Below are 24,801 nucleotides of genomic sequence, written 5' to 3'. Positions count from 1 at the left end.
GCGCCGGGCCCAAGGCTGCTGGCGGCGGCCTGGCGCAGCCGGAAGGCCGGGCAGGCGCGGGAGCCTTCCGCTTGCTGTCCCGGCGCGCAGACGGCATAGACAGGGCAGCACTAAGGAGACACCCATGACCGCCCAGCTGCCAGACCTGACGCCAGAGCAGATCGAAGCCCTGTTCACCCGCCAAGACGGCACTTACGCCTTTGCCCGCTGGGGGCGGCCGGTTGCACCGATCGTGTTCGGGGTGCAGGACGAGACTCTCATCACCGTCAAAGGCGCGCTGGAGGCAGTGATGACGCTGGCGGGCCACCAGATGGCTGAGACCGATCCTGAACTGGGATCGAACCTGATGTTCTTCTTCTTCCGGGAATGGGACGAGCTTTTGGAGGTGCCGGACCTGGACCGGCTGATCCCGGGGCTGCAGCCGCTGGTCGCACGGCTGAAGGAGGCGGATGCCAGCCAGTACCGGGCGTTCCGGTTTGACGATCAGGGCGGCATCAAGGCGGCGTTTGTGTTCCTGCGGATGCAGGGCGCGATGGCGCAGATGCCGGCGGAGACCCTCGCGCTCACCCAGGCGGTGCAGGTGGCGCTGATGTGGGGCGATACTGCCTTCGCCGAGGCCTCGCCCCTGGCGGTGCTGCCGGAGACCGGCGCCACCATCCTGCGGCCCGAAATCGCGGGGGTAATCGCCGCGGCTTATGACCGGATGATGCCGGTGGCGGCAGAGGACAAATCCCACGCCCTGCGCCTGTTTGCGCGCCTGCAGGCGCCGGCGGCGGAACCGCCGCAGTCCTGATGCGCGCCTTCGTTGGCCTGCCGCTGCCTGATGCAGCCCTGGACGCGTTGGAGCGCGTGCAGGAAGGGCTGACCGTGGGCCGCCATATCCCGGCAGAGAACATGCACCTGACGCTGGCCTTCCTTGATGACCAGCCACAGGCCGCGCTGCAGGCGCTGCATCAGATGCTGGCGGAGATCAGCGCACCGCCCTTGGCGCTCACTTTCGGCGGGCTGGATGCGTTCGGCGGCAAGCTTCCCCGGATCTTAGCGGCTGAGGTGCAGAAAACGCCGGAGCTGGGCCAGCTGCGGGAGCGTGTTCGCAGTGCCTGCCGTCAAGCCGGGATCGATCTGCCGCGCGAACGGTTCCGCCCGCATGTGACCCTGGCGCGTTTCCCCCGGCACATGGAGGCCGGGCAAGTCGAAGAGATAGCCCGTTTCCTGTCCGCAGCAGCGGATTTCCGGCTGAGGTGCGAAGCGGAGAGTTTCGTTCTGTTCCAATCCACGCTGGCGCCAAGCGGTGCGCGGTATGACATTCTGGCGGAGTACCCGCTGGAGGGGTGAGCCGCTTGCAGCGCATCTGCGCCGCCCCTAGGGTGCAGCCGGAAACGCAAGGAGCAGGCAATGGATCACCAATTCCCCGTCCGGGTCTATTACGAAGACACCGACATGGGCGGGATCGTTTACCACGCCAACTACCTGCGCTTCATCGAACGGGCCCGCAGCGACTGGGTGCGCGGTATCGGCGTTGACCAGAACGCCATGCGCGAGGGCGGGCTGATCTATGTGGTGCGCCGGATCGAGGCGGACTATCTGGCACCGGCGAAATTCGACGAGGAGCTGCTGGTCGCCACCTCCATGCACACCGTGACACCCGCCCGGATGGTCCTGAATCAGGAGGTCACGCGCGGCGGCCAGCCGCTGTTCCGCGCCCAAGTCACCATCGTTTGCATCACCACGGGCGGCAAACCGGCCCGGCTTCCGGCAGAGATTCGCGCATTGCGGTAACATTTGGCACCCGCCCGCCTGTTTTATTGGCCTTTGCCATTGAACTGCGCTAGCGTCTGGCCAAATAAGGCCGGATAAACGGCCGGGAAAACCGTAGAGCAGGCGAATGGAAGCAGAAACTCTGGCGCTGGCGCAGGAGATTGATTTCTCCATGTGGGGCCTTTTCGCGCGGGCCACCGTAACCGTGAAACTGGTGATGCTGATGCTGGTGGGGGCCTCAATCTGGTCCTGGGGCATCATCATCCAGAAAACCATCAACTACCGTCTTGCCCGCAAGGAAGCGGATGCGTTTGACCGGGCGTTCTGGTCCGGCAATCCGCTGGATGAACTGTTCGAGCGCCTTGGGGGGGAACCCTCGGGCCAGGCGGCGCGGATCTTCTCTGCCGGCATGAGCGAGTGGCGCCGCAGCCACCGCAGCGACGGCGGGCTGATCCCCGGCGCGCAGGCACGCATCGACCGCTCGATGGATGTGGCCATCGCCAAGGAGACAGAAGGCCTGCAGGGCGGGCTTTCGGTGCTGGCAACGGTTGGCTCCACTGCGCCTTTCGTCGGCCTGTTCGGCACTGTCTGGGGCATCATGACCGCCTTTATCGAGATTGCCGAACAGCAGAACACCAACCTGGCTGTGGTGGCACCGGGCATTGCCGAGGCGCTGATGGCAACCGGCCTGGGCCTCTTGGCGGCCATTCCGGCGGTTGTTTTCTACAACAAGCTGAGCGCGGACAGCGACCGCATCATCGGCGGCTACGAGGCCTTTGCCGATGAGTTCGCCACCATCCTCAGCCGCCAGCTGGACTCCTAAGGCCATGGGTGCCGCAGTCCAGCAGCCATCAGGAGGCGGCAACCGCCGCCGGGGCCGCCGCCGCGGACGCGGGCGGCCGATGTCCGAGATTAACGTGACGCCTTTCGTGGACGTCATGCTGGTGCTTCTGATCATCTTCATGGTGGCGGCGCCGCTGATGACCGTCGGCGTGCCGGTGGAACTGCCCAAGACCGCTGCGGGCGCCTTGCCGGGCGACGAAGAAGAACCGCTGACCGTTACTATGACCGCCGGGGGCGGGGTGGAGATCCAGACCACGCCGGTGGCGCGGGATGAACTGGTGCCCAAGCTGCGGGCAATTGCGGCAGAGCGGTCCTCGGACCGGGTGTTCCTGCGCGCCGACGGGCGGATTGCATATTCGGACGTGATGCAGGTGATGGGCGCGCTGAATGCGGGCGGTTTTTCCAACGTGGGGCTGGTCACCGATACCGGCGGCCCGGCATTGGACGGGCAGCGGGCTGAAAGCACGGGGCAGTAGGCGGGGACGCGGACGGTGCAGACCGGAACCAAAATCTCGCTGGCAGGACATGGGCTGTTGATGACCTGGGTTGTCTTCGGCGCCTGGTTCCCGTCCGAACCTTTGCCGTCCAACGTGCAGCAGGTGGCGCTGATTTCTGCCGAGCAGTTCGAGAAGCTGAGCCAGCAGCGCCAGGCGCCGCAGGTGGCGCCGGAGCCTGCACCGCTGAATGAGCCCGCCGCAGTGCAGCCTGCACCGGAGCCTGCGCCGCAAGCGGACCCGGAGCCGGAGATTTCCCAGCCCGAACCGGTCGCCCCGGCAGAGCCGGACCCGCAGGTGACGGAACGCCCGGAACCGCAGGCGGAGCCTGACGTGCCGACCGAATTGCCCTCTGCCGCGGAAGAACCGGATGTTGCGTCGCTGGTGCCGCAGCTGCGCCCCGAAGCCGCGCCGCGCCCGGTTGACCGGGTGGCGCCGGAACCGGTTGCACCGCCGGAGCCGGACACCAAGATCGACGACATTGTCCAGCCTGAGGTCGCGCCGGAAGAAGGCGCCGAGACCGAGCAGGAGGTGCAGGAGGCCACTGCGCGGGAAGCCGCCAGCGACCGGATCGTGACCGAGGAGAACGAGGGCGAGGCTGTCGCTGCCTCTGCCGCGCCGGCGGTGTCCAAGCGGCCCAAAACCCGCCCCGCCCGGCCACAGCCGGAGCCAGAACCGCAAGTGACCGAAGCGGCCCAGCCTGCCGAACCGGAAGCAGCAGAGCAGGCGGATACAGCCGATGCTGTTGCCGATGCACTGGCGGAAGCGCTGGCAGGCGGTGCTGATGTGGAGGCACCGGAACCGTCCGGCCCGCCGCTGACGCTGGGCGAAAAGGACGCGTTGCGGGTCGAAGTGTCGCGCTGCTGGAACGTCGGCTCCCTGTCGACGGACGCGTTGAAGACCACTGTTGTTGTCGGTGTTTCACTGTCGCAGGACGGCAAGCCCGACACCGGCTCTATCCGGATGCTGTCCAGCACCGGCGGCTCGGATTCTGCGGCGAAACAGGCCTATGAGGCCGCCCGGCGGGCGATTATCCGCTGCGGGGCAAAGGGGTTTCAGCTTCCCGCTGAAAAATACGCGCAATGGCGCGATATTGAGATGACATTCAATCCTGAAAGGATGCGGATCAAATGAGAAAAATACTGGCAGCTCTTCTGATCGGTGCCGCGGCAGCGGCAGGTGCGGGCGCAGCCATGGCTCAGGACGGCCCGCTTCGCATTGAGATCGACCAGGGCGTGATCGAGCCGTTGCCCTATGCGGTGCCGGACTTCGTTCCGGAAACCCCGGCGGCGTCGGAGTACGCTGCCCAGATCGCACGGGTGATTGCGGCGGATCTGAGCGGCACCGGCCTGTTCCGGGAAGTGCCGGCAAGCGCCCATATCTCTAAGGTGGCCGGCTTTGACAGCCCGGTGAAATACGCCGACTGGAAGGCGGTGAACGCACAGGCGCTGATCACCGGTGCAGTCAGCGTCAACGGCAACCAGCTGACGGTCAGGTTCCGCGGCCATGACGTCTTTGCCGAAAAGGAGTTGGGCACCGGGCTGCAGTTCACCGGCACCACCGATGGCTGGCGGCGGATGGCGCATAAGGTGGCCGATGCGATCTACAGCCGGATCACCGGCGAGAGCGGCTATTTCGACAGCCGGGTCGTCTATGTCTCCGAAAGCGGCCCCAAGAACGACCGCCGCAAGCGGCTGGCGGTGATGGATTACGATGGGGCCAATGTGCAGTACCTGACCAACAGCGCCTCCATCGTGCTGGCGCCGCGGTTCTCGCCCACCGGCGACCGGGTGCTTTACACCAGCTACGAGAGCGGCTTTCCGCAGATCCATGTGCTGGACGTAGGCCAGGTGCAGCGCAAGGTGCTGTCCAGCGGCGACGGCACCATGAGCTTTGCGCCGCGGTTTGCACCCGACGGGCGCACCATTGTCTATTCGCAGACCCAGGGCGGCAACACCGACCTGTTCTCAATGGATATCAACACCGGCGCCAAGACCCGGCTGACCTCTGCCCCTTCGATCGAGACGGCACCGTCCTTTTCGCCCGACGGCAGCCAGATCGTGTTTGAAAGCGACCGCTCCGGCAACCAGCAGCTCTATGTCATGCCCGCGAGCGGCGGCGAAGCGCGGCGGATCAGCTTTGGCCAGGGGCGCTATGGCACGCCGGTGTGGTCGCCGCGCGGCGACATGATCGCCTTTACGAAACAGAACAAGGGCCGGTTCCACATCGGTGTCATGCGCACCGACGGCAGCGAGGAGCGGCTGCTGACGGCTTCCTTTCTGGACGAGGGTCCGACTTGGGCGCCCAACGGCCGGGTGATCATGTTCACCCGCGAAAGCCAGGGCAGCGCCGGGCGGGCGCTGCTGTATTCGGTGGACATCACCGGACGCAATCTGAAACCTGTGAAAACACCGGACGGGGCGTCGGATCCGGCCTGGTCGCCGCTGCAGAATTGAAAGAACTAATAAGGCGGGGATACCCGCATGGAACCTGATCCGGGCATGTGTTAATTTCCGGTCAAGAAACACAAAGGGATAGGCAGACGATATGAGCGGTTTGAAATTGGCAGTAGCGGCTGTTGCCGTCCTGGGCTTGGCGGCCTGCAGCAACAACCGGTGGGATGACACGGCAAACGGCGGAGCCGACGCCGGTGCGGGCGCCGGACTGGGGGCGGGGGCGCTGGACCCGGCAAGCCCGGCTTATTTCCAGCAAACGGTTGGCGACCGGGTTCTATTTCTGGTGGACCAGTCGACGCTGACGCCCGAGGCGCAAGGCATCCTGCAGGGGCAAGCGCGCTGGCTGACCCAGAACGCCGATTACGTGGTCACAATCGAGGGCCATGCGGATGAGCAGGGTACCCGTGAGTACAACCTGGCACTGGGTGCCCGGCGGGCCAATGCAGCACGCGAATACCTGATTTCCCAAGGCGTTGCCGGGCACCGGATGAAGGTGGTGAGCTACGGCAAGGAACGTCCGCTGGAGATTTGCTCGGAAGAGGCCTGCTATGCCAAGAACCGCCGCGCGGTCACTGTGCTGGCCGGCGGGCTGACGGGGTAGAGCGATGAAACGCCTGCGCACCGTGCTTTTGGCCTCCGTGATGCTGCTGCCGCTGCCGCTGGCGGCCCAGGACCAGCAGACGCTGGCGGACGTCCGCCAGGAGCTGACTGTTTTGCACGTCGAAATCCAGCGGCTGAAGCGGGAAATGTCAACGACCGGTGCACCGTCGGTGAATGTCTCGGGGGATACGGTCCTGGACCGGGTTGCCGCGATTGAGAGCGAGTTGCAGCGCCTGACGCTGCAAACAGAGGAGCTGAGCCATCGCGTCGACCGGATCGTGACCGATGGCACCAACCGGATCGGCGATCTGGAGTTCCGGCTGGTCGAGCTGGAAGGCGGCGATGTCGGCGCGTTGGAGGAAACCAGCACATTGGGCGGCGGTGAGCTGCCCTCTGCCGGCGGCACGGCGGCGCTGGACGGAGCGGGCCTGTCCGGTGCGGGCACCGCTGGCGGCGGGGCGGCGGGCGGCGAACTGGCGGTTGGCGAACAGGCGGACTTTGACGCCGCTGAAAAACTGCTGGCCGACGGGCTGTATCAGGATGCGGCGGAGAAATTCGCGGCCTTCAATCAGGCCTATCCGGGCAGCCCGCTGGCGCCGGCGGCTGAATTCAGCCGCGGCAAGGCGCTGGACGGGCTGGGCGACACCCGCGAAGCGGCGCGGGCTTATCTGGCGGCCTTTACCGGAAACTCTGCCGGTCCGGTGGCGCCCAAAGCCTTGTTCGAGCTGGGCGCGGCCCTGGGCCGTCTGGGCCAGACCGATCAGGCCTGTGTTACGCTGTCCGAAGTCGGGGTGCGGTTCCCGGGTGCTGCCCAGGAAGCTGAAGCCTCTGCAGAAATGGCCAAGCTGGGCTGTTCTTGACGGGCCTGCGGCGCGATATCCTGGGACTGCTTCGCAACCAGTTCCAACCGGCACAGACTGGCAAGCTGGGCATCGCGCTGTCGGGCGGCAGCGATTCGATGGCGCTGTTGCACTTGATGCACGAGGCCTTCAAAGATCAGCCGGTGGAGCTGCTTGCGGCCACCGTCGACCACGGGCTGCGGCCGGAAGCCGCGGCTGAGGCCCGCTGGGCGGGCGAGGCCGCGGACGCGCTGGGGATTGCCCACGAGGTGATCCGCTGGGAGGAAGGCCCCGGCAAGGGCAATCTGCAAGGCCAGGCCCGCGAGGCGCGCTATGATCTGCTGTGCGGCTGGGCCAGACGCAACAGCATTCCCATCCTGTGTGTCGGTCATACCGCGGATGACCAGGCTGAAACCCTGCTGATGCGGATGGCGCGGGCCGCCGGCGTTGCGGGCCTGTCAGGCATGGCACCGCGCCGCGTCCACGAAGGGGTCACATTGCTGCGCCCGCTTTTGGAAGTGACCCGCAGCGAATTGCGGCAATATCTGCAGGAGCGCGGCATCGAATGGTGCGAGGACCCCAGCAACAGCGACCTCCGGTATGAGCGCGTGCGGGCGCGCCGCGCGTTGGCGGAACTGGCGCCGCTGGGGCTGACCCCGACCGTTCTGTCCCGGGTTGCGGAAAACATGAGCAAGGCGCGCGAGGCGCTGGACTGGTACGTCTTTCTGGCTGCCCGCGATCTGGCGCATGTGCAGGCCGGTGCGGTGGTTTTGTGCCAGCGCAAGTTCCGCACTCTGCCCAGCGAGACAGGCTACCGGCTGCTGGTCAAGGCGATTCAGTGGGTGGCGGGCACCCCCTATCCGCCGCGCCGTGTGCCGATGGAAATCGCTGTTCTGGCCGCACGCGGCGGCGGCGCGGCAACTGTTTCCGGCTGTCACCTGCTGACAACGTCCAAGCAGATCTGGATCTGCCGGGAGGCCAAGGCGCAGCAAGGGGTCACGGCTCTGCCGGGGCAAGTTTGGGACGGCAGGTGGAAAGTTTTCGGCGGCGACGCAAAGGGTTGCGAAGTGCGCGCCTTGGGACGCGAAGGGCTGTTTCATTGCCCCTCCTGGCGCGCAACCGGTGTTCCGGGCACGGTGCTGGAGACCAGCCCGGCCATCTGGCGCGGGCCTGAACTGACCGCTGCGCCGGTTGCCGGAATGGCAAACGGATGGTCGGCAGAACCGGTGGCAAACGAAGAAGAGTTCTTTGCATCCCTTTTATCGCATTGAACCTGCCCGAATGATCCTTATTTTAAGCACAACGCAGGCGGCCTGACAGGCGCGCCTTACTGATAGGGAGAACTTTCCTTGGGCAACGCTCGCAATATCGCCTTTTGGGTTGTTCTGTTTCTGCTGATCCTGGCGCTGTTCAATCTGTTCAGCGGTTCCGGCAGCACGATGCAGAGCCGTGAACGCACTTTCTCGGACTTCGTGAGTTCGGTGGAGACCGGCAAGGTCAGCACCGTAACTCTGGATGGAGAGCAAGTCCGTTACACCACAACCGATGGGCAGAACTACGTCACCATCAAGCCGGCTGATGCCGAAGTCACCGCGCTGCTGATTGACAAGAACATCCCGGTACGGGCTGAAAAGCAGCAGCAGTCGGGCTTCCAGTCCTTCCTGATCACGCTGCTGCCATTCCTGCTGCTGATCGGCGTCTGGATCTATTTCATGAACCGGATGCAGGGCGGCGGTAAAGGCGGCGCCATGGGATTCGGCAAGTCCAAGGCCAAGATGCTGACTGAGAAGCACGGCCGCGTCACCTTTGACGACGTGGCGGGCATCGACGAAGCCAAGGAAGAGCTGGAAGAGATCGTCGAGTTCCTGCGCAACCCGCAGAAATTCTCGCGCCTGGGCGGCAAGATCCCCAAGGGCGCGCTGCTGGTCGGCCCTCCGGGCACCGGTAAGACGCTGCTGGCCCGCGCCATTGCAGGCGAGGCCGGTGTGCCCTTCTTCACCATTTCCGGTTCCGATTTTGTCGAGATGTTTGTCGGCGTAGGTGCCTCCCGCGTGCGCGACATGTTCGAGCAGGCCAAGAAAAACGCACCCTGCATCGTCTTCATCGACGAGATCGACGCGGTGGGCCGTCATCGCGGTGCCGGCTATGGCGGCGGCAATGATGAACGCGAGCAGACCCTGAACCAGCTGCTGGTGGAAATGGATGGTTTTGAGGCCAATGAGGGCGTCATCATCCTGGCTGCCACCAACCGCAAGGACGTGCTGGACCCGGCGCTGCTGCGCCCGGGGCGCTTTGACCGCAACGTGACCGTCGGCAACCCCGACATCAAGGGGCGCGAGAAGATCCTGGCGGTGCACGCCCGCAAAACCCCGCTGGGTCCGGATGTGGACCTGCGAATCATCGCCCGCGGCACCCCGGGGTTCTCCGGTGCCGATCTGGCAAACCTCGTGAACGAGGCGGCGCTGATGGCCGCCCGCGTCGGCCGCCGCTTTGTCACCATGGAGGATTTCGAATCCGCCAAGGACAAGGTGATGATGGGGGCTGAGCGCCGCTCGATGGTGCTGACCCAGGACCAGAAGGAAAAGACGGCCTATCACGAGGCCGGCCATGCCGTTGTCGGCCTGGCTTTGCCGCTATGCGATCCGGTCTACAAGGCCACGATCATCCCGCGCGGCGGTGCCCTGGGCATGGTGGTGTCGCTGCCTGAAATGGACCGCCTGAACTATCACCGCGATGAGTGCCAGCAGAAACTGGCTATGACCATGGCGGGCAAGGCAGCGGAAGTCATCAAGTACGGTGAGGACCACGTGTCCAACGGCCCGGCCGGCGATATCCAGCAGGCCAGCCAGCTGGCCCGCGCCATGGTGCTGCGCTGGGGCATGTCGGACAAGGTCGGCAACATCGACTATGCCGAAGCCCACGAAGGCTACTCCGGCAATACCGCGGGTTTCTCGGTTTCGGCCAACACCAAGGAGCTGATCGAGGAAGAGGTGAAACGCTTCATCCAGCAGGGCTATGAACAGGCGCTGGAGATACTCAAGGACAAAAACGAGGAGTGGGAGCGGCTGGCGCAGGGTCTCTTGGAATACGAAACCCTGACGGGCGAGGAGATCAAGCGGGTGATGAGCGGCGAACCGCCGCAAGCCGGTGACGACGAGGATGACAGCGAGGATCAGGGCAATGCCTCGGTCACTGCAATCCCCAAGGCGAAGCCCAAGAAGACCCCGCCTGATGGCGGCATGGAGCCTGAACCCTCCGCCTGATACCCCAAGACTTTGACCCCCGGATGCCGAAGGCCTCCGGGGGTTTTCATTTGAAGCAGTGAACAGCGGAAACACAATAAAGCATCCCGGCACCACTGGTGCCAGGCCGCGCCGCCTGTATGCTCGCCGCAACTTCAAAGGGCTATGCGAGGGAGAGCGGGCATGCCGGTGCTGCGGAAAACGGAATTCACGGGCGAGATTGTGTGGCTGGGCCATGTGCCTGCGAACAGCGGCTTGCAGGCGGTGCCTGCAGACCAACTGGACCTGGGTTTTGCCGGGATTGCGGGTGAACGCCATGAAGGCGTGAACCGTGCCTCCTGCGTGCGGGTGCGCAATCTCTATCCGGAAGGCACCGAAATCCGCAACGTGCGCCAGCTGACCATCCTGTCGGAAGAGGAACTTGCCCTGGTCGCGGCGGACATGGGGATGGACCGCATCGACCCCATGCATCTGGGCGCAACCATTGTATTGCGCGGCATCCCGGACTTTACCTTTGTGCCGCCGTCCTCGCGCCTGCAGGGGGCGGATGGGGTAACGCTGACGGTGGACATGGAAAACCGCCCCTGCGTGCTGCCGGGCCGGGAGATCGAGAAGGACCGCGCAGGCTTTGGCGCCCGCTTCAAGCCTGCTGCAAAGAATCGGCGGGGAATCACCGCTTGGGTGGAACGGCCGGGCAGTCTTTCTCTTGGCAGCGAGTTGGCTCTTTTTGTGCCCGACCAGCGCGCCTGGGCGCCGTAAGCGCCCGCTTTCCGGGAAATGGGTTTCCTTTAAGGAACCCGGGCAAGGCCTGCGAAAGACCTCACGCCGCTTCAGGGCAGGATAATGTCGGAAATCAAGCGCGTGTTTTGCCGCATATTGGCTAAGTCTAACGCCAAACCGGCATCTGATGCCGGCGATTGTATGCAAACTCAGCAGGAACCTTGCCATGAGCTACAAGAGTGACATCGAGATTGCGCGTGAGGCGCAGAAGAAGCCGATCCAGGAGATTGGCGCGAAGATCGGGATTTCCAGCGATGACCTGCTGCCCTACGGCCATGACAAGGCGAAGGTGAGCCAGGGGTTCATCGACTCTGTGCAGGAGCGCGAAGACGGCAAGCTGATCCTGGTGACCGCGATCAACCCGACGCCTGCGGGCGAAGGCAAGACCACCACCACCGTGGGCCTGGGCGACGGCCTGAACCGGATCGGCAAGAACGCGATGATCTGCATCCGCGAAGCGAGCCTCGGCCCGAACTTCGGCATGAAGGGCGGCGCTGCAGGCGGCGGCTATGCGCAAGTGGTGCCGATGGAGGAGATGAACCTCCACTTCACCGGCGACTTCCACGCCATCACCTCGGCCCACTCGCTGCTGTCGGCGATGATCGACAACCACATCTACTGGGGCAACGAGTGCGACATCGACATCCGCCGCGTCGCCTGGCGCCGGGTGGTCGACATGAACGACCGCGCCCTGCGCCAGATCACCGCGTCCCTGGGCGGTGTGTCCAACGGCTTCCCGCGCGAAGCGGGCTTTGACATCACCGTGGCCTCCGAAGTGATGGCGATCCTGTGCCTTGCGAACGATCTGAAGGACCTGGAAAAGCGCCTGGGCGACATCATCGTGGCCTACCGCCGCGACAAGACCCCGGTCTACTGCCGCGACATCAAGGCAGAGGGCGCGATGACCGTGCTCTTGAAAGACGCGATGCAGCCGAACCTGGTGCAGACCCTGGAAAACAACCCGGCCTTTGTGCACGGCGGCCCGTTTGCCAATATCGCGCACGGCTGCAACTCGGTGATCGCCACCAAGACCGCCTTGAAAGTCGCTGACTATGTGGTGACCGAGGCGGGTTTCGGCGCCGACCTGGGCGCCGAGAAGTTCATGAACATCAAGTGCCGCAAGGCAGGCATCGCGCCGTCGGCTGTGGTGCTGGTCGCCACCGTGCGCGCGATGAAGATGAACGGCGGCGTTGCCAAGGCGGATCTGGGTGCCGAGAACGTCGACGCGGTGAACTCCGGCTGCGCCAACCTCGGCCGCCACATCGAGAACGTCAAATCCTTCGGCGTGCCGGTTGTGGTTGCGATCAACCACTTCGTCACCGACACCGATGCGGAAGTGGACGCCGTCAAAGCCTACTGCGCCACCCACGGCGTCGAGGCGGTGCTGTCGCGCCACTGGGAGCTGGGCTCCGAAGGCTCCGCGCCGCTGGCCGAGAAGGTTGTCGAGATCGTCGACGCCGGGTCCGCCAACTTCTCGCCGATCTACCCGGACGAGATGCCGCTGTTCGAGAAGATCGAGACCATCGCCAAGCGCATCTACCGCGCTGACGAGGTGCTGGCGGACAACAAGATCCGCAATCAGCTGAAGGAATGGGAAGACGCGGGCTACGGCAACCTGCCGGTCTGCATGGCCAAGACCCAGTACTCCTTCTCGACCGATCCGAGCTTGCGCGGTGCGCCGGTGGGCCACTCGGTGCCGGTGCGCGAAGTGCGCCTGTCTGCGGGTGCGGGCTTCATCGTTGCGGTCTGCGGCGAGATCATGACCATGCCGGGCCTGCCGCGCAAACCGGCGGCGGAAACCATCTGCCTGAATGACGACGGCCAGATCGAAGGCTTGTTCTAAGACGCAAAATGCGCTTTTTGCGGCCCGGGGGCATCCCCGGGCCGCAAGAGTTTTAAGACATGACCAAGCTGACACCGCCGCAGGACTGCCAGTCGATGGCAGAGGTGCGGGCCCAGATTGACCACCTGGACATTGATCTGGTGCAACTTCTGGCCGTCCGGGCGGGCTATATCGACCGGGCGGTTGCGCTGAAGCAGGCAAACGGCTGGCCGGCGCGGATCCCGGAACGGGTTGAGGAAGTGGTCATGAACGCCCGCGCCGCTGCGGACGCTCAGGGGCTGGACCCCGATCTGATCGAGCACCTGTGGCGGCAGCTGGTGGACTGGTCGATTGCCCGCGAGGCGCGGGTCATTCGTGAGGAATAGGGCAGGCGGCTGGCCTGCGCAGAAAAGGAAGAGAGCAATGGCAGCAACTCTGATTGACGGCAAGGCCTTTGCGGCCAAGGTGCGCGGCCAGGTGGCCGAACATGTGGCGCGGCTGAAGGAAGAGCACGACATCACCCCCGGCCTGGCGGTGGTTCTGGTGGGCGAGGACCCGGCCTCCCAGGTCTATGTGCGCTCCAAGGGCAAGAGCACCGTCGAGGCCGGCATGAACTCCTATGAGCACAAGCTGGACGCGGACACCTCGGAAGCTGACCTGCTGGCCGTGGTTGAGCAGCTGAACAACGATCCTGCGGTGCATGGCATCCTGGTGCAGCTGCCGCTGCCCAAGCACATGAACGAGGAGCTGGTGATCAACTCGATCGCGCCGGAGAAGGACGTGGACGGCTTCCACATCTCCAACGTCGGCCTTCTGGGCACCGGCCAGAAATCGATGGTGCCCTGCACGCCGCTGGGCTGCCTGATGATGCTGCGCGACCACCACGGGTCGCTCTCGGGCATGGACGCGGTGGTGATCGGCCGCTCCAACATCGTCGGCAAGCCGATGGCGCAGCTCCTCTTGGGCGACAGCTGCACCGTGACCATCGCGCATTCGCGCACCAAGGATCTGCCGGATGTGGTGCGCCGCGCCGACATCGTGGTGGCGGCCGTGGGCCGTCCGGAAATGGTGCCGGGCGACTGGATCAAGGACGGCGCCACGGTCATCGACGTCGGCATCAACCGCATCGATGCGCCCGAAAAAGGCACCAATGAAGATGGCAGCGTCAAGACCCGGCTGGTGGGCGACGTCGACTTCGCCTCTGCCGCCGAACGCGCCGGCGCCATCACCCCGGTCCCCGGCGGCGTCGGCCCGATGACCATCGCCTGCCTGCTCGCGAACACCGTCACCGCCGCCTGCCGCGCCAACAACCTCGCCGAGCCCGAAGGCCTGACTGCCTGAGGCGCAATAGCACTAAGTTCTTAGAAAAGGGCGGCCCGTACGGACCGCCCTTTGTTCGTTGTCAGCCCTGAACCGGCACCATGGTGCCTTGCAGGAGGGCGACCAGCTTTTCTTCACCTCTTGTAACTGCGTGAACCTCTGCGGTGACGATGACCAGCCGGCGGCCGGGTTTGATGACTTTGCCGGTGGCGCGCAGGACATCACCGGCGCCGGGGGCCAGCAGATTGATCTTCATCTCCGCCGTCATCACTTCGCTGTCCTCTGGCATCAGGGTAAGCGCCGCATAGCCCGCGGCTGTGTCGCCAATCGCAAAGCTGAGGGCGGCATGGGCCACATCATGCTGCTGGCGGCTGCCGGGCAGGATCGGGGCGGTAATCACCACTTCGCCGGGGGCGACGTTTTCGACTTCGGCGCCCAGGGTCTGCATCATGCTTTGCTTGGCGAAACTGCTGCGGATGCGGTGGTCCATCTATGCTGTCCTTCTGCTGCTGGTGGCCAGCATAGAAGAGGCGTGGCGGCTGCAGGGCCGTGACGCTGCGCCACTTAGCGGGGCATTGGCACGGGCAGCACCTGCGGGCCGGTCAGGATCGCCAGCGCGTCCGGCGCCATCAGCGACGTGAGCGCGGGATCGGTAGAGCGCAGCCCGCCGGTATAGGTGCCGAAGGCAGGCAGGATCAGCCGCGACTGGTCCAGCAGGAAACAGGGGCGGGAGGTGCTGCGGATCCGCGCCTTGGGGTGGTAGTGTCCGGAGACTTCTGCCGCCGACAGGGGACCGGCGATATGGCGGAAGGTGAGGGGAGCAAAATGCAGCTCTGCCATCTGCTCGCCGCCCAAAGCCGCAGGCGCCGAGTCGTGGTTGCCCGTGATCCAGACCCAGCGGCGGTTCTGCATCAGGGTGGCCAGCTGGGATTGCTCCGCATCCGGCAAAGCCCGCGAGGCGGCATCATCGTCAAAACTGTCGCCGAGGCAGACCACCGTGTCCGGCTGCAGGACGGTTATTAGTTCCGTAAGACGGGCAAGCGTGTCCCGCGTTTCATAGGGCGGCAGGGTGCTGCCGCCGCGCCGGGCATGGCGTTCGGATTTCCCGAGATGCAAGTCGGAGACGCAGAGCAGGCGGTGCGCGGCCCACCACAGCGCGCCGGAGCCAAGGGCGGTAAGGCGGGCGCCTGCGAGGGTGAAGTCATATCCGGTCATTCTGCTGGTTTATCTATCCCGGCATCACAGGCAAGGCCTATTGCGGTAGTTGGTCGAGGCCGGATTTCTGCATCAGCGCTGCAGCCTCCTGCTGCAGCAGTTTTTCCTCCGCCGCGCCTTTGACCGGCACCTTGCCGACCTCCAGCAGAAGCGGCGCGGCGAGGGGAGAGATCCGCTCCAGCCGCCGGAGGGTGATGCGGCCATCGATCCGTTCCAGCATCTCCTCGATGCGGCCGAAATCCACCAGCCCGCGCAAGGCTTCTTCGCGGGTTATGTCCATTAGCAGGTGATCCGGATCGTATTTTCTGAGCGTGTCGTAGAGGATATCGGAGGAAAACGTGGCCTGCCGCCCGTTCTTGCGCGCGCCCGGCGTGTTGCGTTGAATGAGGCCCGCGATGGTGGCCGCGCCGCGGAAGGAGCGTTTCATTACTGCATTGCCGGCCAGCCAGCCCTCCAGCCCGTCGCGTAAGCTTGCCGGGTCGAACAGCGGGGCAGGATCGGAAACTTCCTTCAGCCCCCAGATCAGGGTGGCGTAGTCGGTGGCAACGAAGCCCAGAGGGTCCAGCCCCAGTTCCTCCATCCGCTTGGTCAGCAGCAAGCCCATTGTCTGCTGGGCGTTGCGGCCGGCAAAGCCGTAGATACAGATGTGCTCACGGTTGTCGTGCGGGAAGCTTTCGATCAGCAGCTTCCCCGAACGGGGCAATTCGGAGACTTCGCGCTGCAGCTCAAGCCAGTCTGCGGTGTGGCGGGGCAGAGTGGGCCAGCTGTCCTGTTTGAACATCGCGAGGATGCGGGCGCTGAGCTGGGTGGAGGTGGCGAACTTGGTGCCGGAGAACACTGCGATCTTGGGTTTCCTGCCGGGATTGCGGCTGACCTCGACGGTCATTTCACGCAGGCCTTCGTAGCGCACGGTCTGGCCGCCGATCAGGAAGGTGTCGCCAGGCGTGAGGGTGGCGGCAAAGGCCTCTTCGACCTCGCCCAGCGGCTTGCCGCCGCGGCTGCGTTTCAGACGGACCTTGATCAGGTCGGCGTCCTGGATGGTGCCAAGGTTCATCCGGATGCGCTGCGCTGCGCGCGGGTCGCGCAGCTGCCATTTGCCGTCCGGGCGCTGCAGCAGGCGCTGCCATTGGTCGTAGGCCTTGAGCGCGTAGCCCCCGGTTGCACAGAAGTTGAGGCAGGCATCGAATTCGGAGCGGGGGAGTGCGGCGTAGGCACCGGCCTGGGTCATCTCGGCATAGAGTTTGTCTGCGTCGAAGGGGCCTGCGCAGGCGGCGATCAGGATGTGCTGGCAAAGCACGTCGCGGGGACCGGGGCCGCGCGACTCCCCGTCCAGGTCGTTTTCCCGCACGGCCTCCAGCGCGGCACGGCATTCGACCACTTCGAACCGGTTGGCAGGCACCAGGATGGCCTTGGAGGGGGCGTTGTAGCGGTGGTTGGCGCGGCCGATGCGCTGGACCAGGCGTTTCACGTTCTTCGGCGCGCCGATCTGGATTACCAGGTCCACGTCGCCCCAGTCGATGCCAAGGTCCAGCGAGCCGGTGCAGACGATGGCGCGCAGCTCTCCCCGGACCATCGCCGCCTCCACCCGTTCACGCTGGACCCGGTCGAGAGAGCCGTGGTGGATGCCGATAGGCAAGGCCTCGTCATTGGCGAGCCAGAGGTTGTGAAAGAAGATCTCTGCCTGGGCGCGGGTGTTGTGGAATATCAGCGTGGTCTTGTGCGCCTTGATCTGCTCCATCACCGCCGGGATCGCATAAGCCGCGCCGCCGCCGGCCCAGGGCGGGGCCTCTTCGGTTTCCAGCATGCGGATGTCCGGCGCCGGGCCGGGGTCGGCCAGCACGATATCGCAGGGGTCCGGGTGGCGGGCGAGGTAGCAGGCGATGGCCTGCGGGTCGTCCACCGTGGCTGACAGGCCCACCCGGCGCAGGTCCGGGCACAGCGTCTGCAGCCGCGCCAGCGCCAGCATCAGCTGATCGCCGCGCTTGCTTTCGGCGAGGGCGTGGATTTCGTCAACCACCACCCGTTTCAACCCCTTGAAGGTGCGGGCGGCGTCTTCGTAGGAGGTGAGCAGCGCCAGGCTTTCAGGTGTGGTCAGCAGGATATGCGGCGGGTCGGCGCGCTGGCGCCTCTTGCGGGAGGCAGGGGTGTCGCCGGTGCGGTCATCAATGCGGATGGGCAGGCCGGTTTCCTCGACCGGGGTGCGCAGGTTGCGCTTGATGTCGGCGGCCAATGCTTTGAGCGGGGAAATGTAGAGCGTGTGCAGTCCTTCGTGGCTGCCGTCGGCCAGTTCCGCAAGGGTCGGTAGAAAGCCGGCCATCGTCTTGCCGCCGCCGGTAGGAGCGATCAGCAGCGTGCAGGGGGCCGCGGCGCGGTCCAGCATGGCCTGCTGGTGCGGGTGGATGCTCCAGCCGCGGGCTGAAAACCAGTCTTGGATGGCCTTTGGAAGTTCGCTCATCCATTCCTTTTAGGGGAAGGCCCAGAACTTTTCGAAAAGTTTTGGCAAGAGTTTTAAAAAAGCTCTTGCCGCCGCCGCGCCCGGTCCCGGTGTCACTTCACGATGTGCTCGTCCTTGACGAACATGTTCGCCCAGGCGCGGTCGATCAGCTCTGGTGACATCTGGTAGGGGATGCCTTCGAACTCGCAGATGGAGATCATCTGGTCGATCAGGAACACCGGCTGGTAGTTGGCGTAGATGTTGTTGATCGTCGGATATTTCTTCTTCAGCAGATGCACCAGCGCGGCCTCGTCCAGCGGCATGCCTTTTTTGCGGGCGACCATGGCAAAGATCTTGAGGAAATTTTCCTGGTTCGGCCCGTCGATCTTAATCTTGTAGAAGATCCGGCGCAGCGCCGCCTGGTCAAAGATCTCATTCGGGTGGAAGTTGGTGGAGAAAATCACCAGCGTGTCGAAGGGGACCTCGAATTTCTCGCCCGATTGCAGCGCCAGAATGTCCTTGCTTTCTTCCAGCGGCACGATCCAGCGGTTGACCAGCGCCTGCGGCGGCTCCGCCTGGCGGCCAAGGTCGTCGACGATGAAGATGCCGCCGGTGGATTTCAGCTGCAGCGGTGCCTGATAGGTGCGCGCAGTCGGGTTATAGACCAGGTCCAGCATTTCCAGCGACAGCTCGCCGCCGGTGATCACGGTGGGGCGCTCGCACATCACGTAGCGCTCGTCAAAGCGGCGGCGGCGGCGCAGGGCGTTGGGGTCTTCCGGCTCCTGTTCAACCTCGGTGTGCACGATCGGGTCGTAGACCGTGATCACCTGTCCTGCGTATTCGATGGCGCGCGGCACATAAACATGATCCCCCAGCGCGTCGCGGATACCGTTGGAGATCGAGGATTTACCATTGCCCGGCGGACCGTACATCAGAATGGAGCGGCCGGCGCTGACGGCGGGGCCAAGGTGATCCAGCAGGCTGTTCGGCAGCACCAGATGACCCATCGCATTGGTCAGCTGGTCCCGGGTCACCTGGATGTTGCGGATCGACTGGCGCTTGACCTGCTCCCGGTAGACTGTCAGCGGCACCGGCATGGCGCCGAAGTATTCCGACTGGCTGAGCGCATCCAGCGCCCGCGCCTTGCCCGCGTCGGTCAGCTGGTAGCCCATCTCGTTGCCGCTGTTGGCGTTCAGTGTGCCGGTGGCTTCCAGCAGCCGCTGCTCCCGGGCGATGTCCACCAGCTCTTGGGTGACGGAGGAGGGCAGGCAGATGGCTTCGGCGATCTCGGTCACATTTTCCACGTTCTTGCGGAAGATGGTCTTGAGCAGAATGTCCCGCATCATCACCTGCGGCAGCTGCATCTGTTCCAGCCCCTTGGGGGCGGGGGGAGCTACAACGGTGAGGTTCTGCATGTTCATGGCGATGCCTGTCCCTGAGTTCCAATTCTGGCCCCGGCGCGCGGGGCGGTCTTGGAAACAGACTATTCAGGACTGTGGCAACAGCGGGGCAGAGCTGCAGCAATTCCGCGAAGGCGGCTGGAAAACAGGTTTCAAATTAAGCAACCGGTGCCGCCGCGCGGGCGGCGCCGGGCCGTCCGCCTAGCTGCCGAACAGCGCCGCCAGAGCCAGATAGAGTGCCAGCGTGGCGCCCAGGCACAGGCCCATGGGAAAGCTCTTGCCGGTTTCCCAGCTTTGCCACTGGGGGGCCAGCTGCCGCAGGGGGGTGTGCTTGGCGATCCGGTGGGCGGTAAAACCGGCCAGCAGGGTTGCAGCGAAGATAATCATCAAAAGCCGCAGATCGCCAATCGCAAAGAACGGCGCGGCGGCGCCTGCGAATTTGGCGTCGCCAGCGCCAACCGCACCAGCGGAGTAGAACAAGAAGCCAAGGCCGATACCAACCGGCAAATGCAGCAAGTGCCAGCCGTAGTCGGCCCAGCTGGGCATCACCAGCGCCCCGGCGGCGACATAGATCACCGCCAGCAGATCAACTGTCCAGTTGGGAATGCGCATGCCGCGCAGATCAGTCAGCGCCACCGTGTAGCAAAGCGGCAGCACAAAAGGCAGGAACCACTGGGCTGCATGGGCCGGGAAGTGCATGGCTCAACCGTTCTCCAGCGCTGCCAGCGACCGCGAGGCTTCTTCGAAGTGCTGCGGATGGGTTTCGATCGCTTCGCGCAGGAGGCCCTCGCCGGTTTTCACGTCCCCCTGCTTGATTGCCGACAGCGCCAGCGTGTGCAGCAGCAGCGCGCGCTCGGTCTGTTCCATCGGGATCACCGGCAGGGTGTAGGTGCGCTGCGCGCCGCGGGCCAGGACGAGGTTGTTCTTGGCGGTGAACAGGGTCTGATCCTGCCGGATCGCCTCGCCGAACAGCCGTTCGGCACCGGCGAAGTCGCCGCGCGTCAGCTTGGAATAGCCCCAGTTGTTCATCACCTTGGCCGGACGGGTGGTCAGCCCCACCGCGATCTCATAGAAACTGTCGGCGCGTTTCCAGTCCTTGCCTGCGTCAGCCACCACGGCTTCCATCCGGTAGCGCTCGTAGGTTTCGTGGGTGGGTGGAACCTGATCCAGCTCGGCTTTGGCCGCATCCCATTCGCCGCTGCGCACCAAGGCACCAGCCAATTGGACCCGGTCCCCGCTGGTTGCGCCTTTCATCGACACCACTTTCTTCCAGGCTGCGGTGCCTTCGGTGTTGCGCTTGGCGCGGATCAGAGAATGTGCCAGACCGCGGTGCAGTTCGATCCGGTTCGGGCTGTTCTTGATCGTCCGCTGGAAATGGGCCACCGCCTCATTCGGGTCGGCGACGGACAGCATAACATCGTTGAGATTGCTCTCGTCGATGACATTCACTTCCTGAAAAGCCCGCTCAACGGTTTCGTCGGCTTTCTCCGCGCAGGCCGAGAGGACCAGCGCCCCTGCCAGAGAAGCGGATAGGAATAACTGCTGGCGCATTTTTGCGTCCCTTTTACTGCTCTGCCTCTGTCATGGTGCTTGGCGAATCAGGTAGCTGCCGCCGCCCTGCCGCACCAATTTATAGTCTTCTTTTTGAGGCTCACTATGCGCAGGATTTTCAAGTTTTGCGAGGGCCAGGCGCAAATTATCGCGGATTGCGTCACTTTCGCCATTGTCAAGCGCATAGGCGCGCCGGAGCACCTGCACCGCTTCGGCGGTCTTGCCGCGTTCCAGCAGCGCGACGCCCAGATTGTTCATCGGTTCCGGCCAGGCCGGATCGGCGTCCACCGCCCGGCGCAGCAGGTCTTCAGCCTGGCCCAGCCGCCTGAGACCCAGTTTGGCGCTGCCCATGCCGGACAGCACCTCAGCCGTCAGGCCGCGATCCAGCGCCGCCCGGGTGAAGGCTTCCAGTGCCAGCTCATGCTCGCCGGCTGCCATCAGCCTGTGGCCGACTTCCAAACCGTCCTCGGCTTGCTGACGGTGGTTCTCTCCAGGAGCCCAGGGGCTTCCCTTGTCCTGATTTATGCCGCCCGGCGAACATGCTGCCGCCAGCGCAAGGGCGCTGGCGGCAACTGTCATCTGCAGCAGGCGGGCGCGGCGCGCCCGATGCGTTTTGGCCATTACTGGGGTCCTGAGTTGCCCATATTCATGACGCCCTGCACCGATGGACCAACAAGGATGATCAGCAAGGGCGGAACTGTCAGCCCCATTGTGGCAAGTGTCATCTTCACCGGCAACTTGTTTGCGGCCTCTTCCGCACGCATCACACGTTTGTCACGCATTTCGGCAGCATAAACCCGCAGCGCGTCGGCAATCGAGGTGCCGAAGCTGGCGGACTGGATCATCACAGTCACAAAGGAAGAGATGTCCTGCACACCGCATCGCGTGGCCATGTCGCGCAGCACCTTGTCCTTTTCCTTACCTGCTTTCATTTCATAGGCGACCATTTCGAATTCAGAGGCCAAATCCGGGAACGAAGCATGAAGCTCCTTGGCCACGCGGACAATGGCCTGGTCCAGCGACTGGCCGGCCTCGACGCAGACCAGCATCATATCGAGCGAGTCCGGGAAACCTTCGGTGAGCTTTTGCTTGCGCTCCTCAATACGGCGGGTGATCCAGTATTTCGGCAGCATGTAACCGGCAGCACCTGGGCCAATGATGCGGATCGCCATCTGCTGGCTGTCATAGTCCATGTCCGCGTTCAGCACGTAGACAAAGAACAGCCCGCCCAGGAGACCCAGGATGCCAAGGGCGAACTGGGCAAAGTGAAACAGCCGCACCGAGTCCTTGGAGTGGTAGCCCGCCTGGCGCAGCTTCAGCTCCATGGCCGACAGTTCTTCGGCATCCTGCGGTTCCAGGAAGTTGGCAAACTTCTGCAGCTGCTCGTTACGGTTGGCCTGGCGCAGACGCTCCTTTTTGGGTGCGCCGCGGGTGTCGGGCCTGATGTTCTTTTGCAGCTTCTTCAGCGGGTCCTCGCGCTGGTTCAGCAACAGCGGAACGGTCAGCAGGATCATGAACAATCCCGTAATGCCAAGCGCCAGGAGCGGGCCGAGCTCTCCGAACTGAGATGTCAGGAAATCGTTTATTCCAGTCACAAAATCCACAGTCCACTCCTTAGACTTTGATGTTGGTCAGCATCCGCATGACGAACAGGTTTGCGGTCAGCATCAGCCCGACGCCGAAACAGGCCGGGATAAACCAGGGGTGATCCAGCACGTTGTCGTAATAGTTGGGGTCCTTGAGCAGGATCGCGACCAGGCAGAACAGCGGGAAGCCGGACAGAAATTTTCCCGACCATTGCGCCTCCGCGGTGATCGCCTTAACCCGGCGGAACAGGCGGAAGCGGGCGCGGATCACCTTGGCAAGACCGGCCAGAACTTCGGCCAGGTTGCCGCCCGACTGCTGCTGGATGGTCACGGCAACCGCGAGAAACCGCATATCCTGCATGTCCAAACGCTCAGCCATTTCCTTGAGCGCTTCGCCGACATCGCGGCCATAGGCGCATTCGTCGGAGATAATGCCGAACTCGGTCGCCAGCGGGTCGTCGACCTCATTGGCGACGATTTGAACGGCTGCGGTGAAGGGGTGGCCGACGCGCAATGAGCGCACCATCAGTTCAACCGCGTCGGGAAGCTGCTCCTCGATCATTGCCATCCGTTTGGCGGCTTTCTTGTTGACCCAAAAGAACACCGCGCCGACGCCGATGATGATGGAACCCAGTACGCGGACCGGCAGCGGTGTTGAGGTACCGATACTGAGCCCGGCAAAGGCAACGGCGGCCAAACCGGCCATGATCAGGATCAGCTGTTTGGGAGAGAAGGCAATGGCAGCCTTCTGCGCCCGTTCCGACAGCAAAGAATACAGCGGAATCGATTGCGATCTGGTGTGCTGGCCCAGTTCCTTGCGCAGCTGCTCCAGCACTTGCTGGCGGTCGCTGCCCTTCTCCATCATTTCCAGCCGGCGGTTCACCTTGCTGTTGAGGCTGATGGATTTGCCAAAGATGAACAGGTACAGGCCTTCAATCAGGGCCAGGACGCCAAAGAAAATCGCGCCATAGATAAGCGGTTCTGCACTCAGTTCCATCAGCGCGGCTCCATCACGGTGGGTTCATAGATCGACGGCGGCAGGTCGTAGCCCCAGAGGCGGAAGCGCTCAGAGAAGTGGCTGCGCACGCCGGTCGCGGTGAAATGGCCGATGATCTTGTTGTCCGGGGTCAGGCCGACCCGCTGGAAACGGAAGATTTCCTGCATCGAGATCACGTCACCTTCCATGCCGGTGATTTCGGTGATCGAGGTCATGCGGCGCGAGCCGTCCTGCAGGCGGGAGGCCTGCACGATCAGGTTCACAGCCGATGCGATTTGGCTGCGCACCGCCTTGATCGGCATTTCAATGCCGGCCATGGCGATCATGTTCTCCAGGCGCGAGATGCCGTCGCGGGCGGAGTTGGCGTGAATGGTGGTCATCGATCCGTCGTGGCCGGTGTTCATGGCCTGCAGCATGTCGATCACTTCCTCGCCGCGGGTCTCGCCGACGATGATGCGGTCGGGGCGCATCCGCAGGGCGTTTTTCAGGCAGTCGCGGGGGCTGACCTCGCCCTTGCCTTCCACGTTGGGCGGGCGGCTTTCCATCCGGCCCACATGGGTCTGCTGCAGCTGAAGTTCCGCCGTGTCTTCGATGGTGAGGATACGTTCTGCGTTGTCGATGAACGACGACAGCGCGTTCAGCGTGGTGGTCTTACCGGAGCCGGTACCGCCGGAGACGATCACATTGAGACGGGTGGAAACCGCGGCCTGCAGATAGGCTGCCATTTCCTCAGTAAAGGCGCCGAACTCCACCAGATCGTCAATACCCAGCTTGTCCTTCTTGAACTTCCGGATCGACACCAGCGAGCCGTCCACCGCAACCGGCGGCACCATCGCGTTGAAGCGGGAGCCGTCAGCCAGGCGGGCATCGACATAGGGGTTGGATTCATCGACCCGGCGTCCCACGGCAGACACGATCTTGTCGATGATCCGCATCAGATGCTTCTCATCCTTGAATGAAATATCGGAGAGCTGCAGTTTGCCGCTGCGCTCGACAAAGACCTGATGCGGGCCATTGACCAGGATATCGCTGACTGTCTCGTCCTGCAGCAGAGTTTCCAGCGGGCCGAGACCGGTGACCTCGTCATAGAGTTCCTTGTTCAGCTGCTGCCGGTCTTCGCGGTTCAGGACAATGCTTTTTTCAGCCAGGATTTCCGTCGCGATGTTGGCGATCTCGGAGCGCAGTTCGGACTCGCCTGCACGTTCCAGGGCAGCAAGGTTCAGGTTTTCCAGAAGCTCGCGGTGCAGCTGGATCTTGATTTCGCTGAGCCGTTCCTTGCGTTTGCGCTCCTTGTCAGCTGGCTGTGCCTCGGCGGGCTTGCGCTGGACCGGACGCCGCAGGCTGGTTGCGGGCTTGGCAGCAGCAGCTGTCGCCGATGCGGCGGCCGGTTCCGCTACCGGCGCAATGGGCTTCGCGGCCTGTTTCTTGTACTTGGAAAACATCAACTCACCCCTAATTCAGACC

Annotated in this window: 25 protein-coding genes; 15 read left to right on the top strand and 10 right to left on the bottom strand. The window is 64.0% G+C overall.

The annotated features are described in order from the left end of the window. The first annotated feature begins 124 nt into the window (after positions 1–124). The 15 genes from AC5STB_RS01830 to folD all read left to right on the top strand — a co-directional run bounded on the left by AC5STB_RS01830 (position 125) and on the right by folD (position 14,175). Positions 125–793, top strand: a complete 669-nt coding sequence (locus tag AC5STB_RS01830) for a hypothetical protein (protein ID WP_495441278.1) — start codon at positions 125–127, stop codon at positions 791–793. After that, positions 793–1,335: an RNA 2',3'-cyclic phosphodiesterase gene (thpR, locus tag AC5STB_RS01825; protein ID WP_495441277.1), complete on the top strand. Its 543-nt coding sequence runs from the start codon at positions 793–795 to the stop codon at positions 1,333–1,335. Before AC5STB_RS01830 ends, thpR begins: the two co-directional genes overlap by 1 nt. A gap of 60 nt (positions 1,336–1,395) precedes the next feature. Continuing rightward, positions 1,396–1,779, top strand: coding sequence for a tol-pal system-associated acyl-CoA thioesterase (gene ybgC, locus AC5STB_RS01820; RefSeq protein WP_495441276.1), 384 nt, complete (start codon positions 1,396–1,398; stop codon positions 1,777–1,779). Between the two features lie 106 nt (positions 1,780–1,885). Beyond that, entirely contained in the window at positions 1,886–2,581 is a 696-nt protein-coding gene (gene tolQ, locus AC5STB_RS01815) for a protein TolQ (RefSeq protein ID WP_495441275.1), read from the top strand. 4 nt (positions 2,582–2,585) lie between these two features. Continuing rightward, positions 2,586–3,077 (top strand): ExbD/TolR family protein, encoded by a 492-nt coding sequence (locus tag AC5STB_RS01810; RefSeq protein ID WP_495441274.1) that lies wholly within the window; start codon positions 2,586–2,588, stop codon positions 3,075–3,077. Positions 3,078–3,092: 15 nt separating this feature from the next. Beyond that, the gene (tolA, locus tag AC5STB_RS01805; protein WP_495441273.1) at positions 3,093–4,229 is read left to right on the top strand and encodes a cell envelope integrity protein TolA; all 1,137 of its coding nucleotides are present in this window, start codon (positions 3,093–3,095) and stop codon (positions 4,227–4,229) included. Further along, positions 4,226–5,551, top strand: a complete 1,326-nt coding sequence (gene tolB / locus AC5STB_RS01800; protein ID WP_495441272.1) for a Tol-Pal system beta propeller repeat protein TolB — start codon at positions 4,226–4,228, stop codon at positions 5,549–5,551. The genes tolA and tolB overlap by 4 nt, the downstream gene beginning before the upstream one ends. Before the next feature lie 91 nt (positions 5,552–5,642). Next, positions 5,643–6,152, top strand: a complete 510-nt coding sequence (gene pal, locus AC5STB_RS01795) for a peptidoglycan-associated lipoprotein Pal (protein ID WP_495441271.1) — start codon at positions 5,643–5,645, stop codon at positions 6,150–6,152. 4 nt (positions 6,153–6,156) lie between these two features. Further along, positions 6,157–7,011: a tol-pal system protein YbgF gene (ybgF, locus tag AC5STB_RS01790; protein ID WP_495441270.1), complete on the top strand. Its 855-nt coding sequence runs from the start codon at positions 6,157–6,159 to the stop codon at positions 7,009–7,011. Next, the gene (gene tilS / locus AC5STB_RS01785) at positions 7,008–8,261 is read left to right on the top strand and encodes a tRNA lysidine(34) synthetase TilS (protein WP_495441269.1); all 1,254 of its coding nucleotides are present in this window, start codon (positions 7,008–7,010) and stop codon (positions 8,259–8,261) included. Before ybgF ends, tilS begins: the two co-directional genes overlap by 4 nt. Before the next feature lie 78 nt (positions 8,262–8,339). Further along, entirely contained in the window at positions 8,340–10,253 is a 1,914-nt protein-coding gene (gene ftsH / locus AC5STB_RS01780; protein WP_495441268.1) for an ATP-dependent zinc metalloprotease FtsH, read from the top strand. 162 nt (positions 10,254–10,415) lie between these two features. Next, positions 10,416–10,991, top strand: a complete 576-nt coding sequence (locus tag AC5STB_RS01775) for an MOSC domain-containing protein (RefSeq protein ID WP_495441267.1) — start codon at positions 10,416–10,418, stop codon at positions 10,989–10,991. A 187-nt stretch (positions 10,992–11,178) separates the two neighbouring features. Then, positions 11,179–12,855 (top strand): formate--tetrahydrofolate ligase, encoded by a 1,677-nt coding sequence (locus AC5STB_RS01770; RefSeq protein ID WP_495441266.1) that lies wholly within the window; start codon positions 11,179–11,181, stop codon positions 12,853–12,855. 59 nt (positions 12,856–12,914) lie between these two features. Next, complete coding sequence (locus tag AC5STB_RS01765) at positions 12,915–13,220, top strand: chorismate mutase (RefSeq protein WP_495441265.1); 306 nt, start codon at positions 12,915–12,917, stop codon at positions 13,218–13,220. Between the two features lie 37 nt (positions 13,221–13,257). After that, positions 13,258–14,175 (top strand): bifunctional methylenetetrahydrofolate dehydrogenase/methenyltetrahydrofolate cyclohydrolase FolD, encoded by a 918-nt coding sequence (folD, locus tag AC5STB_RS01760; protein WP_495441264.1) that lies wholly within the window; start codon positions 13,258–13,260, stop codon positions 14,173–14,175. A 61-nt stretch (positions 14,176–14,236) separates the two neighbouring features. On the opposite strand, the gene AC5STB_RS01755 is transcribed toward folD, so the two are convergent. The 10 genes from AC5STB_RS01755 to AC5STB_RS01710 all read right to left on the bottom strand — a co-directional run bounded on the left by AC5STB_RS01755 (position 14,237) and on the right by AC5STB_RS01710 (position 24,779). Further along, entirely contained in the window at positions 14,237–14,644 is a 408-nt protein-coding gene (locus tag AC5STB_RS01755) for a PaaI family thioesterase (protein WP_495441263.1), read from the bottom strand. Between the two features lie 74 nt (positions 14,645–14,718). Beyond that, positions 14,719–15,369: a ligase-associated DNA damage response endonuclease PdeM gene (gene pdeM, locus AC5STB_RS01750; protein WP_495441262.1), complete on the bottom strand. Its 651-nt coding sequence runs from the start codon at positions 15,367–15,369 to the stop codon at positions 14,719–14,721. 37 nt (positions 15,370–15,406) lie between these two features. Further along, the gene (locus AC5STB_RS01745; protein WP_495441261.1) at positions 15,407–17,824 is read right to left on the bottom strand and encodes a ligase-associated DNA damage response DEXH box helicase; all 2,418 of its coding nucleotides are present in this window, start codon (positions 17,822–17,824) and stop codon (positions 15,407–15,409) included. A 92-nt stretch (positions 17,825–17,916) separates the two neighbouring features. Beyond that, complete coding sequence (locus tag AC5STB_RS01740) at positions 17,917–19,224, bottom strand: DUF8689 domain-containing protein (RefSeq protein ID WP_495441260.1); 1,308 nt, start codon at positions 19,222–19,224, stop codon at positions 17,917–17,919. A gap of 180 nt (positions 19,225–19,404) precedes the next feature. Beyond that, complete coding sequence (locus AC5STB_RS01735; RefSeq protein WP_495441259.1) at positions 19,405–19,902, bottom strand: prepilin peptidase; 498 nt, start codon at positions 19,900–19,902, stop codon at positions 19,405–19,407. A 3-nt stretch (positions 19,903–19,905) separates the two neighbouring features. Then, a complete protein-coding gene (locus AC5STB_RS01730) occupies positions 19,906–20,754 on the bottom strand; it encodes a tetratricopeptide repeat protein (protein WP_495441258.1) in 849 nt (282 codons plus the stop codon). Between the two features lie 30 nt (positions 20,755–20,784). Then, entirely contained in the window at positions 20,785–21,375 is a 591-nt protein-coding gene (locus AC5STB_RS01725) for a tetratricopeptide repeat protein (protein WP_495441257.1), read from the bottom strand. Beyond that, entirely contained in the window at positions 21,375–22,358 is a 984-nt protein-coding gene (locus AC5STB_RS01720) for a type II secretion system F family protein (protein WP_495441256.1), read from the bottom strand. Before AC5STB_RS01720 ends, AC5STB_RS01725 begins: the two co-directional genes overlap by 1 nt. Before the next feature lie 10 nt (positions 22,359–22,368). After that, positions 22,369–23,337 (bottom strand): type II secretion system F family protein, encoded by a 969-nt coding sequence (locus AC5STB_RS01715; RefSeq protein ID WP_495441255.1) that lies wholly within the window; start codon positions 23,335–23,337, stop codon positions 22,369–22,371. Continuing rightward, complete coding sequence (locus AC5STB_RS01710) at positions 23,337–24,779, bottom strand: TadA family conjugal transfer-associated ATPase (RefSeq protein ID WP_495441254.1); 1,443 nt, start codon at positions 24,777–24,779, stop codon at positions 23,337–23,339. Before AC5STB_RS01710 ends, AC5STB_RS01715 begins: the two co-directional genes overlap by 1 nt. Positions 24,780–24,801: the final 22 nt, after the last annotated feature.

It is taken from the genome of Leisingera sp. CC-HEC093, assembly GCF_059429195.1.
The sequence above is the reverse complement of the archived record's forward strand: the minus strand, read 5'-3'. Positions and strand labels throughout refer to the sequence as shown.

What these genes read in the sequence shown, in the direction of transcription:
- AC5STB_RS01715 (WP_495441255.1), bottom strand. Translation starts at nt 23,337, where the DNA reads ATGGAACTGAGTGCAGAACCGCTTATCTATGGCGCGATTTTCTTTGGC.
- ybgC (WP_495441276.1), top strand. Translation starts at nt 1,396, where the DNA reads ATGGATCACCAATTCCCCGTCCGGGTCTATTACGAAGACACCGACATG.
- AC5STB_RS01740 (WP_495441260.1), bottom strand. Translation starts at nt 19,224, where the DNA reads ATGAACATGCAGAACCTCACCGTTGTAGCTCCCCCCGCCCCCAAGGGG.
- tolB (WP_495441272.1), top strand. Translation starts at nt 4,226, where the DNA reads ATGAGAAAAATACTGGCAGCTCTTCTGATCGGTGCCGCGGCAGCGGCA.
- AC5STB_RS01770 (WP_495441266.1), top strand. Translation starts at nt 11,179, where the DNA reads ATGAGCTACAAGAGTGACATCGAGATTGCGCGTGAGGCGCAGAAGAAG.
- AC5STB_RS01765 (WP_495441265.1), top strand. Translation starts at nt 12,915, where the DNA reads ATGACCAAGCTGACACCGCCGCAGGACTGCCAGTCGATGGCAGAGGTG.
- folD (WP_495441264.1), top strand. Translation starts at nt 13,258, where the DNA reads ATGGCAGCAACTCTGATTGACGGCAAGGCCTTTGCGGCCAAGGTGCGC.
- AC5STB_RS01725 (WP_495441257.1), bottom strand. Translation starts at nt 21,375, where the DNA reads ATGGCCAAAACGCATCGGGCGCGCCGCGCCCGCCTGCTGCAGATGACA.
- AC5STB_RS01755 (WP_495441263.1), bottom strand. Translation starts at nt 14,644, where the DNA reads ATGGACCACCGCATCCGCAGCAGTTTCGCCAAGCAAAGCATGATGCAG.
- AC5STB_RS01775 (WP_495441267.1), top strand. Translation starts at nt 10,416, where the DNA reads ATGCCGGTGCTGCGGAAAACGGAATTCACGGGCGAGATTGTGTGGCTG.
- thpR (WP_495441277.1), top strand. Translation starts at nt 793, where the DNA reads ATGCGCGCCTTCGTTGGCCTGCCGCTGCCTGATGCAGCCCTGGACGCG.
- AC5STB_RS01730 (WP_495441258.1), bottom strand. Translation starts at nt 20,754, where the DNA reads ATGCGCCAGCAGTTATTCCTATCCGCTTCTCTGGCAGGGGCGCTGGTC.
- AC5STB_RS01810 (WP_495441274.1), top strand. Translation starts at nt 2,586, where the DNA reads ATGGGTGCCGCAGTCCAGCAGCCATCAGGAGGCGGCAACCGCCGCCGG.
- AC5STB_RS01710 (WP_495441254.1), bottom strand. Translation starts at nt 24,779, where the DNA reads ATGTTTTCCAAGTACAAGAAACAGGCCGCGAAGCCCATTGCGCCGGTA.
- AC5STB_RS01745 (WP_495441261.1), bottom strand. Translation starts at nt 17,824, where the DNA reads ATGAGCGAACTTCCAAAGGCCATCCAAGACTGGTTTTCAGCCCGCGGC.
- pdeM (WP_495441262.1), bottom strand. Translation starts at nt 15,369, where the DNA reads ATGACCGGATATGACTTCACCCTCGCAGGCGCCCGCCTTACCGCCCTT.
- AC5STB_RS01735 (WP_495441259.1), bottom strand. Translation starts at nt 19,902, where the DNA reads ATGCACTTCCCGGCCCATGCAGCCCAGTGGTTCCTGCCTTTTGTGCTG.
- pal (WP_495441271.1), top strand. Translation starts at nt 5,643, where the DNA reads ATGAGCGGTTTGAAATTGGCAGTAGCGGCTGTTGCCGTCCTGGGCTTG.
- AC5STB_RS01830 (WP_495441278.1), top strand. Translation starts at nt 125, where the DNA reads ATGACCGCCCAGCTGCCAGACCTGACGCCAGAGCAGATCGAAGCCCTG.
- ybgF (WP_495441270.1), top strand. Translation starts at nt 6,157, where the DNA reads ATGAAACGCCTGCGCACCGTGCTTTTGGCCTCCGTGATGCTGCTGCCG.
- tolQ (WP_495441275.1), top strand. Translation starts at nt 1,886, where the DNA reads ATGGAAGCAGAAACTCTGGCGCTGGCGCAGGAGATTGATTTCTCCATG.